At 57.9% G+C, this 10,552-nt stretch carries 5 protein-coding genes; 1 reads left to right on the forward strand and 4 read right to left on the reverse strand.

The genetic code is table 11. From position 1 onward, the window contains the following. Window positions 1–3 precede the first annotated feature (3 nt). A complete protein-coding gene (purL, locus tag ALO80_RS23665) occupies window positions 4–3,900 on the reverse strand; it encodes a phosphoribosylformylglycinamidine synthase (protein WP_055010738.1) in 3,897 nt (1,298 codons plus the stop codon). Between the two features lie 213 nt (window positions 3,901–4,113). Here purL and mltF point away from each other — a divergent pair, with 213 nt between their 5' ends. Beyond that, window positions 4,114–5,610, forward strand: a complete 1,497-nt coding sequence (mltF, locus tag ALO80_RS23670; RefSeq protein WP_055010739.1) for a membrane-bound lytic murein transglycosylase MltF — start codon at window positions 4,114–4,116, stop codon at window positions 5,608–5,610. On the opposite strand, the gene tadA is transcribed toward mltF, so the two are convergent. The 3 genes from tadA to ALO80_RS23685 all read right to left on the reverse strand — a co-directional run bounded on the left by tadA (window position 5,607) and on the right by ALO80_RS23685 (window position 10,539). Continuing rightward, the gene (gene tadA / locus ALO80_RS23675) at window positions 5,607–6,116 is read right to left on the reverse strand and encodes a tRNA adenosine(34) deaminase TadA (RefSeq protein ID WP_055010740.1); all 510 of its coding nucleotides are present in this window, start codon (window positions 6,114–6,116) and stop codon (window positions 5,607–5,609) included. The genes mltF and tadA overlap by 4 nt on opposite strands. After that, complete coding sequence (locus tag ALO80_RS23680; RefSeq protein WP_055010742.1) at window positions 6,116–7,489, reverse strand: multicopper oxidase family protein; 1,374 nt, start codon at window positions 7,487–7,489, stop codon at window positions 6,116–6,118. The genes tadA and ALO80_RS23680 overlap by 1 nt, the downstream gene beginning before the upstream one ends. Window positions 7,490–7,818: 329 nt before the next feature. Next, window positions 7,819–10,539 carry an AAA domain-containing protein gene (locus ALO80_RS23685; RefSeq protein ID WP_162491696.1) on the reverse strand — a complete coding sequence of 907 codons (2,721 nt, stop codon included), beginning with the start codon at window positions 10,537–10,539 and terminating at the stop codon, window positions 7,819–7,821. Between the last annotated feature and the right edge of the window lie 13 nt (window positions 10,540–10,552).

Here is a 10,552-nt window from a genome sequence, read left to right on the forward strand (position 1 = left end):
GCCTTAGTTAACCCAGGCCCGCGCATTGCGGAACATGCGCATCCAGGCACCGTCCTCGTTCCAGTCTTCGGGACGCCACGAGTTCTGCACTGCGCGGAACACGCGTTCCGGGTGCGGCATCATGATGGTCACGCGACCGTCGAGGGTCGTCATGCCGCCAATACCACGCGGCGAGCCGTTCGGATTGGCCGGATAGGCTTCAGTAATCTTGCCGTGGTTGTCGACGAAGCGCAGCGCTACAGTACCGGACACGTCCGCTTCAAGCAGCGCGTCGTCATTGCGGAACTCCGCATGCCCTTCGCCGTGAGCGATGGCGATCGGCATGCGCGAACCGGCCATGCCCTGCAGGAAGATCGACGCCGACTCCTGAACCTGGACCATGGCCACGCGCGCCTCGAACTGCTCGGAGCGGTTACGCACGAAGTGAGGCCAGAACTCGCTACCCGGAATCAGCTCGTGCAGGTTGGACAGCATCTGGCAACCGTTGCACACCCCCAGCGTGAAGCTGTCGGAACGCTCGAAGAAGCCCTGAAACGCATCGCGGGCGCGGCTGTTGAACAGTGCCGACTTGGCCCAGCCTTCACCGGCCCCCAGGACGTCGCCGTAAGAGAAGCCACCGCAGGCAACCATGCCCTTGAAGTCATTCAGATCGACACGACCGGCGAGGATGTCGCTCATGTGCACGTCGATTGCGTTGAAACCGGCCCGATCGAAGGCTGCCGCCATCTCGACCTGACCGTTGACGCCCTGCTCGCGCAGCACGGCAACCTGTGGACGGACACCGGTCTTGATGTAAGGCGCAGCGATATCTTCGTTGACGTCGAAGCCCAGCTTGACGGTCAGACCCGGGTTATCTTCTTCCAGCAGCGCATCGAATTCCTGATCCGCGCATTCGGCATTGTCGCGCAGGCGCTGGACCTGGTAGCTGGTCTCGGCCCACTGTCGTTGCAGCAGACGGCGCTGGCCGCTGAATACCGGCTCGCCGTGGAAGCTGATCGACACTTCGTCGTTGTTGATCGGCTGACCGATCACCGCCACGCAATCTTCCAGACCGGCTGCGCTGAATTGTGCCAGCACCAGCGGAGTCGCGTCCTGACGTACCTGGATGACCGCACCCAGTTCTTCGTTGAACAGGATCGCGCTCAGTTCGGAAACGTTGTCGGCCACGCCATCAAGGTGCAGGTTCAGACCGCAATGGCCGGCAAAGGCCATTTCCAGCGTGCTGACCAGCAGACCGCCGTCGGAACGGTCGTGATAGGACAGGATATGACCGTCCGAGTTGAGGCCCTGAATCACGGCGAAGAAGGCCTTGAGGTCTTCAGCGTCATCGACATCCGGAGCAACACGGCCCAGCTTGCCGTGCGTCTGCGCAAGAATGGACGCGCCCATGCGGTTCTGACCACGACCCAGATCGATCAGGATCAGGTCAGTGATGCCTTTGTCCATGCGCAACTCGGGCGTAAGCGTCTGCCGAATGTCGAGCACTGGCGCAAAGCCAGTCACGATCAATGACAGCGGCGAAGTCACGGTCTTTTCAGTGCCGTCGTCGCTCCAGCGGGTCTTCATGGACATCGAGTCCTTGCCCACTGGAATGGTGATGCCCAATTCCGGACACAGTTCCATACCGACCGCTTTCACGGTGTCGTACAGACGCGCGTCTTCTCCGGGGTGGCCGGCAGCCGACATCCAGTTGGCCGACAACTTGATGTCCGACAGCTTTTCAATACGCGAAGCGGCAATGTTGGTCAGTGTCTCGCCAATCGCCATGCGGCCCGAAGCCGGAGCATCCAGCAGCGCCAGCGGTGTGCGCTCGCCCATCGCCATGGCTTCGCCGGTGTTGACGTCGAAGCTGGTTGCGGTCACCGCGCAGTCTGCCACAGGCACCTGCCAGGGGCCGACCATCTGATCGCGAGCGACCAGGCCGGTAATGCTACGGTCGCCAATGGTGATCAGGAAGCTTTTGCTGGCGACTGCCGGGTGGCGCAATACGCGCTGCACGCTTTCTTCGATATCCAGCGTGCTCGGGTCGAAATCATCGCCCAGCTCTGCTTCGCGCTCGACCGAACGGTGCATGCGTGGAGCCTTGCCCAGCAATACTTCCAGCGGCATGTCGACCGGACTGTTGCCGAAATGGCTGTCGGTCACGGTCAGTTGCGGCTCGGCAGTGGCTTCGCCGACAACCGCAAACGGGCAACGCTCGCGCTCGCAGATAGCCTTGAAGCGCTCGAAATCCTCGACGCCCACGGCCAGCACGTAACGCTCCTGGGATTCGTTGCTCCAGATTTCCAGCGGGGCCATGCCCGGCTCGTCGTTGGGCACGTTACGCAGTTCGAAACGGCCACCCCGGTCGCCATCGTTGACCAGTTCAGGGAAGGCGTTGGACAGGCCGCCAGCACCGACGTCATGGATGAAACTGATCGGGTTACGGTCGCCCAGTTGCCAGCAGCGGTCGATGACTTCCTGACAACGACGCTCCATCTCAGGGTTTTCACGCTGAACCGAGGCAAAATCCAGATCCGCCGAACTGGTGCCCGTCGCCATCGAGGAAGCCGCACCGCCGCCCAGACCGATCAGCATTGCCGGACCACCCAGCACGATCAGTTTGGAGCCCACGGTGATCTCGCCCTTCTGGACGTGGTCTTCGCGGATGTTGCCCATACCGCCCGCCAGCATGATCGGCTTGTGGTAACCACGAACCTCGTCACCGTGCGGTGTTGTAATGGACTGCTCGAAGGTACGGAAGTACCCGGTCAATGCCGGACGGCCGAACTCGTTGTTGAACGCCGCGCCACCCAGCGGGCCTTCAATCATGATGTCCAGCGCGGTAACGATGCGCTCGGGTTTGCCGTATGGCACCTCCCAGGGCTGTACGAAACCGGGAATCTGCAGGTTGGACACGGTGAAACCGGTCAGACCCGCCTTGGGCTTGGCACCACGACCGGTTGCGCCCTCATCGCGAATCTCGCCACCGGAGCCGGTCGCGGCACCAGGAAACGGCGCAATGGCGGTCGGGTGGTTGTGGGTTTCGACCTTCATCAGAATGTGCACAGGCTCCTGAACCGCGCCGTACTGACGGGTTTCAGGGTCCGGGAAGAAGCGACCGGCGACGTTGCCGACGATCACCGAAGCGTTGTCCTTGTAAGCGGACAGCACGCCTTCGCTGTGCATTTGGTAGGTGTTCTTGATCATGCCAAACAGGCTTTTTTCCTGGCTCTGGCCGTCGATGTCCCAACTGGCGTTGAAAATCTTGTGGCGGCAATGCTCGGAGTTCGCCTGGGCAAACATCATCAGCTCGATGTCGTGCGGGTTGCGCCCGAGACCGTTGAAGCTGGTGATCAGGTAATCGATTTCATCTTCAGCAAGGGCCAGGCCCAGATCGACGTTGGCTTTTTCCAGCGCCGCGCGGCCACCACCCAGAATGTCCACGGCCGTCAGCGGTTTAGGCTGAGCGTGGCTGAACAGGCCGGCAGCCTGCTCGTGGTCGCCCAGCACCAGCTGCGTCATGCGGTCATGCAGGCTGTCGGCGATTGCCTGTGCCTCGACTTCACTGAACTGCCCCTCTACATAGAAGGCAATCCCGCGCTCGATGCGCTGGATTTTCGTCAGGCCGCAATTACGGGCGATGTCGCTGGCCTTGCTCGACCAGGGTGAAATAGTGCCAAAACGTGGCAACACCAGAAACAGACGGCCGCTCGGCTCTTGAACCGGCACGCTGGGGCCGTATTTCAGGAGACGGTCGAGAACCTGCTGTTCTTCGCTGGTCAGAACGTCGTTGACGTCAGCGAAGTGAGCGAATTCGGCGTACAAGCCACTGACAGCTGAAACTTTTTGTTTCAGTTGTTCTAGTAATTTGCTGTGGCGGAAGGCAGAAAGGGCAGGAGCACCGCGCAGGATCAACATCTTCGGGACAGCCTCGAGAAGGGGGTGTGCTTTGAGGCCGGGTATTCTAGCCTAAAGCGGGCCTTTGATCACCCAAAACGGCGGCATCCGGTGCGCCCGAATGTCGCCCCACACCAAAAAAGGCCGGAAATACCCGTAAAACCCCTTCGCCTATCAGACGCAGGCGTCACTGTCGAGATATGGCGCCCGGTGCGCTTTGCGTATACTGCACCGATGTTCTTCAGACCAGATTTCCGCCCACGTTGCGCCAAGTGGCTCATCGCAACCGGACTCTTCCTGATGCTCGGCGCCTGTGTGGAGAAACCCACCACACTGGAACGAGTCAAGGAGGACGGTGTACTGCGGGTGATCACCCGTAACAGTCCGGCGACTTATTTTCAGGACCGCAACGGTGAAACCGGTTTTGAATACGAGCTGGTCAAGCGCTTTGCCGAAGACCTGGGCGTCGAACTGAAGATCGAAACGGCTGACAACCTTGACGACCTTTTCGATCAGATGAACAAGCCAGGCGGTCCGGTGCTCGGTGCCGCCGGCCTGATCGAAACGCCGAAACGCAAGCAACAGGCGCGTTTCTCGCACTCTTACCTGGAAGTAACTCCCCAGGTTGTGTATCGCAACGGCCAATCACGCCCGACCGACCCTGGCGATCTGGTAGGCAAGCGCATCGTGGTTCTGAAAGGCAGCGCGCATGCCGAACAGCTGGCGGCGCTCAAGGCGCAGAACCCAGCCCTTGAATATGAAGAATCGGACGCGGTCGAGGTCGTCGATCTCCTGCGCATGGTCGATGAAGGCCAGATCGACCTGACCCTGGTCGACTCCAATGAACTGGCAATGAACCAGGTCTACTTCCCCAACGTGCGTGTAGCCTTCGACCTGGGCGAAGCCCGTGAACAGCGCTGGGCAGTTGCACCGGGCGAAGACAATAGCCTGCTCAACGAAATCAATGCGTACCTGGACAAGGTCGAGAAGAACGGCACACTGCAACGCCTGAAAGATCGTTACTACGGTCACGTCGATGTGCTTGGCTACGTTGGCGCTTATACCTTCGCCCAGCACCTGCAGGAGCGCCTGCCCAAATACGAGAAACACTTCCAGACATCGGCCAAGAAAGAACAGGTCGACTGGAGATTGCTGGCCGCCATCGGCTATCAGGAATCCATGTGGCAACCCGCCGTGACGTCAAAAACCGGGGTGCGCGGCCTGATGATGCTGACCCAGAACACTGCTCAGGCCATGGGTGTGACCAACAGGCTCGATGCCCGCCAGAGCATTCAGGGCGGAGCCAAGTATTTTGCCTACGTGAAAGATCAGCTGGATGACAAAATTCAAGAGCCTGATCGCACATGGCTGGCTCTGGCGTCCTACAACATTGGCAGCGGTCACCTGGAAGATGCGCGCAAATTGGCTGAAAACGAAGGGCTGAATCCAAATAAGTGGCTGGACGTTAAAAAGATGCTGCCGCGTCTGTCACAGAAAAAGTGGTACAGCAAAACGCGTTACGGTTACGCCCGAGGCGGTGAGCCGGTGCATTTCGTTGCCAACATCCGTCGTTATTACGACATTTTGACCTGGGTCACGCAGCCTCAGCTGGAGGGCAGTCAGGTTGCCGATGGCAACCTGCATGTTCCCGGTGTCGACAAGACTCAGCCGCCGGTACCGCCAACCCCCTCTGCACCCGCTTCCAGCAGCCCGGACAAGCCGGCGCTCTAAACGTCGCCCTGATTTTTGCCTGCGTCCCTCGCCGCCCGGCGCATCCTGAAAAACTCACTCAGCATTGCACCGCACTCCTCACCCAGCACACCGCCTTCACACAATACGCGGTGATTGAGAAAGCCCTGACTGAAAAACTGCCCCTGGCTTTGAACGATACCTGCCTTGGGTTCAAGCGCGCCATAAACCACGCGCCCCACCCGGGCGTGCACGATCAAACCTGCACACATACTGCACGGCTCCAGCGTCACGTAAAGGGTGCTGCCCGGCAGACGATAATTGTCCAGCGCCTTGGCGGCATCACGAATAGCGACCATTTCGGCATGCGCACTGGGGTCGCTGCCACTGATCGGGCGATTGTAACCACGGCCGATGATCTCGCCGTTCTGCACCAACACGGCACCGACCGGCACCTCACCCAGCAGCGCGCCTTGCGCGGCAAGCGCCAGCGCCTCACGCATGAAGTCCTGATCCTTGCTGCGATCAATAATTTGCGGCTGGCGCATCACGCCACCTCGATGGCGGCCATCAGGCCGGTTTCCATGTGATCGATCACATGGCAGTGGAACATCCATACGCCGGGGTTATCCGCCACCAGCGCCACCCGCGCTCGCTCGTTGCGGCCGAGCAGGAATGTGTCGGTAAAGTACGGAATGATCTTGCGGCGATTGGACGCAATCACCTTGAAACTCATGCCGTGCAGGTGAATGGGGTGCTGATACTGGGTCATGTTTTTCAATTCGAAGATGTAGCTCTTGCCCAGTTTCAATCTGGCGATAGGCCGATCGGCACAGGTCTTGTCGGTAATATCCCAGGCTTCGCCGTTGATTTGCCACAGGCTGGGAGGCTTGCCATTGTCGGTGTTGACCGACATCGAGCCCACCCATTCGAAGTTGAAATTGATCTTCTCGGCGTTATCCATATCCGGCTCGGCCACGGGGTTGGCCGGCAACTCCGGCGGCCACTGGCCAGGCGCATCGTTGTTGGCGACCGAACGAAACGTCCCCAGGCGCACCGGACCGTTACGCAGCGAGATTTCCTCGCCCGCTGGCGGGGCCTTGATCGCCAGACAGATGCGCATGCCCGGCCCCAGCCAGTATTCGTCGCCAAACGGACGCGGCTTTACAGGATTGCCATCCAGCGCATAAATCTGCGCTTCGGCGTCCGGCAGGTTGAGTCGATAAGTCACGGTATTGTCGAGGTTGAGCAAGCGCACGCGCGTGATCTGCCCGGCCGGCAATTCGATCACCGCCTGCGGAATGCCGTTCAGCGTTGAAAGCCGCCCCGCCGTACCCTCACGCGCCGCTTCACGCAGCACGCTGAACTCAGTAAATGCGCCCTCTTCGTCCACATGCCAGCTTTTCAGACTGACTGTACGCTCGTAAGCAAAACCGGTCGGCTCCCTCTCTTCGACGATCAGCGGCCCGACCAGCCCGCGGCCCAGCTCTTCACTGCTGCTGACATGCGGGTGATACCAGTAGCTACCCGCGTCCGGCACACGGAATTTGTAATCGAAATATTCACCCGGCTTCACTGGCAACTGCGAAACGTAAGGCACGCCGTCCATTTCCAGCGGCAAGCGGATGCCATGCCAGTGAATGGTCGTCTCGACCGGCAACTGATTGATGAAGCGCAACCGTAACCACTCACCCTGCCGTACGCGCAACTCGGTGCCCGGCGCAGAACCGCCAAACGCCCAGGCAGGTGTCTTGTGGCCAGAAACCAGCTCTATATCCAGTGGCGCGGCGATCAGCACAAAGTCAGATCCAGCTTCAGACTCGCGCCGCCCCATCCAGTAACGCGAAGCACCACCTGCGCCAAGGCCGACTACAGCAAGACCGGCAATGCCTGTGAGGATCTGACGACGGGTGAAGGACATGAACGGCGGGACCTCGAAAACGACGACTGAGCGCATCTGCGAGCAAATGCGAGGGGCGAATACGATACACCTGCATTTGGGGAAAGATAAGGGCGGATACCACGAACCGAAGTTGAGGCGTAAAAAAGGCCGGGCAAGGCAGTGACGCTTGCGCCGTTTTTTTTGCATCCGTTTGCGCGAACAGCCCGGCATTTCGCAAGCCGCAGCGCCAGACCGGTTTGCCCAGCGGTAACTTAGTGATCGTCAAGTTTTCAGGATCGAGCCAGCTCAACTCGATGACCTGACTCTTGCTCTGCACGTCGCTTACCTATGTGATGCCAAGGCAATTTTCAACCTGGAACAGCATTGCGATCCTCGTCCAGTGCTGGCGGCGTCCACTGATCCACAAAAGCCGCGACCTTTTCTTCAATACGGCTCTCGATAGTCCGCAGACGAAGCAAAGGAATGCCGCACTTTTCCAGAATGCTGTTTTTCACAGCGTCTCGTTCGATCTGTACCGGATCGTTATGGTGACCACCGTCGACTTCAATCACGCCCAGTGGGCTCTTCCCTAATTTGAAATAAAGCACGAAATCACATCGGGCGCCGTTTCTCATGAACTCCAGCTCCCTTCCCGTGAAACCCGTACGGGTAACCGATGCCAGTTGTATCAGCAGGACCTCATGATGAAACATGATCCCGCGGCGGTTATCCTGCGCCAGTGCTTCACGGAGTATCTGGGCCACAATCTGCTCGGACTTGAATAAGGAGTCCTTAGGGTTGAGCCTTTTGTTGAGACGCCCCAGCGAGCGGTCGTACTCGTTATAAAGCAGATCGAATGCCGAAATGACAGGCGCGCGATGGACCTGTCCGTCCTCTGCGTAGTATTCCATGTAGCGGATCAGCGCGGCGATATGTCCATTGCCAGTCTTGAAAACGTTATCGCCCGTAACCAGCGTGAACCTGCTTTTGGCTCTGGACACGGCCACATTAACCATCCTCGCATCGTCTACAAAACTCAGTCGCTCCGCGCTCTTGTGTTTGTCCAATACCGTAGAAAAAACAATTTCGTCGCACTCACGTCCCTGAAACTTGTGCACGGTATCGTTGATGAAGTCAGCGGGCAGGCATGAGCCTGAAAGTGCCGCCTGATTCTTGAACGGGGCAATGAACCCTCTGCCATCTTCGCCCTCCCAAAGGCTTTCACCGTTGCCTTCCAGCACTGCCATCAGAGAGTCCAACTCCCTGAGATTGGAGTTATTGCGCGTGTGGTTTCCTTTCGCAGTCACGAGTAGCGTCAATGCCTGCTCGCCCTCATCCTGAGTCATGGGGACGAGCTGGTTATCGTAAAACTGCTGATTGCAGAACTGAATGATGCGGGGATGGCAGCGGTAGTGCTCCTTGAGCAATGTCATAGGGATCGTATCCCCGAAAACACCGACGCATGAATCCAGCAAGCTGTACTTCTCGCAGTCATACCAGGGAGCGGGCGCTTTCAGACCCAGTTTTTCCGGGATATGTGCGAGCTGTTTTCTGTCACCCACAATGATCAGATTTTTTGCACAACTCAGCGCCAGCACACCCGGAACGATATCCTGCTGCGATGCCTCGTCGATAATCACGTAATCGAGAACAGCCTTGCCGCCTAGGGAATTGACGATTGAATGCGTACTGCTGCCAATGACCGGGTAGCGCTTCAGGAACTCATCAAGCCGCTTTTTTTTGTAATCGATATCGAAGCTATCGTCATCAGAGATATGACGATGCAGATGGTGTTTCAGGTGAAGCATGGAAGAAGTGGTCAGCTCCTCCAGCAGCGCCTTGAAGTTACCGACGCGCAACGCCTCTTCATGGGCTGCCAACTCCGCCTTCTTACCTTGCAAGACCTTGTCGTAATAATGGAGCTGCAGGCTGTAGAAGGCAGACATGCGCTTATCCCAGTTATCGAAGGGCCGGGTGCGCAAAATTCTGAAATTGAACAACAGCTCGATACGGTCCTTGATTCTGATGCGCTCACTGGCCAGGTGCTCGAGGTAAGCCATCAAGTCCGTTGTTTTTTGTGGCGACAATTTATATCTGTCCAGAGAAGGCGCCGCCACGCCATTGTCCTGCTGCCACTGAACGAGATAACGCCGCTCTATCTCCAGCTCGTTAATTTCGATTTGCAACTGCGCCGCTGCGTTGCGAGCCCCAAGGTAGCCTTTGAGCTGTTGCAGAACACCCTGAACATCCTCCATGGCAGGCGCTGGTGGAAGTTCCAGGGAAGGTCGCGAGGGACGGTTGGCAAAAAATGCCTTTTGGTTGTCTACACTGCCCAACCTGGCAACAAGATAGTCCAGCCCGCACTTACCCAGCTTTTCATATACATTCTCGACCGCAGCGTTGTTGTTGGACACCACCGCCACTGTTTTCCCCTGCAAAAGGATGTTGGCAATGATATTCAGAATAGTCTGCGTCTTGCCCGTGCCGGGAGGACCTTCAATCAGACTGATCTGCGAGTGAAAGGCCTCTTCCACAGCCTTGAGCTGACTTTCGTTGAGGCCGAAGGGAAAGATGAAATTGCCTGACGACTCCAGCTTTCCATGCTGCCCTTTGCAGTAGGCATGCAGCGCCGTGGCCGGAAACAATGAAAGTGTTCCCATTTGGCGATCAATATTTTCGGCTATGCCCTTTTTATCACCGGCAGCGGCAACACTCAGCCGAGCTGCGGCCACTGAGCGGAAATAAGTGAAAGCAGGCTCATCGGTGATCGATGTCGGGGACACGAGCTCAATGTTGTCCATGTTGAAAACGTATTTTTTGGCTTTTCCTGGATATTGAACGAGAGCGTACTTTTCGCCGTAGATCACCGCGCTCTCGATAGGGTGGACCAGAGAACTCCCTTTTCTCAGAAGAAGCATGTCATTCAGTTCGAGCGTAGGAACGATCGTGCAATCGCCAAGCGGGCTCTCTTCGGATCTTTTTGAGGGGTAGTGGCATGTCAAAGTAAGCTCACCCTTGACATTGTTTTTTATAACCCAGTTGCTGATCTGCCGGGTCTTGTCCTCGCCGCTTACGTAGATGGAAACCATAAATCCCTTACAC

This window comes from Pseudomonas caricapapayae, from assembly GCF_001400735.1.
In the GTDB taxonomy this organism is placed as follows: domain Bacteria; phylum Pseudomonadota; class Gammaproteobacteria; order Pseudomonadales; family Pseudomonadaceae; genus Aquipseudomonas; species Aquipseudomonas caricapapayae.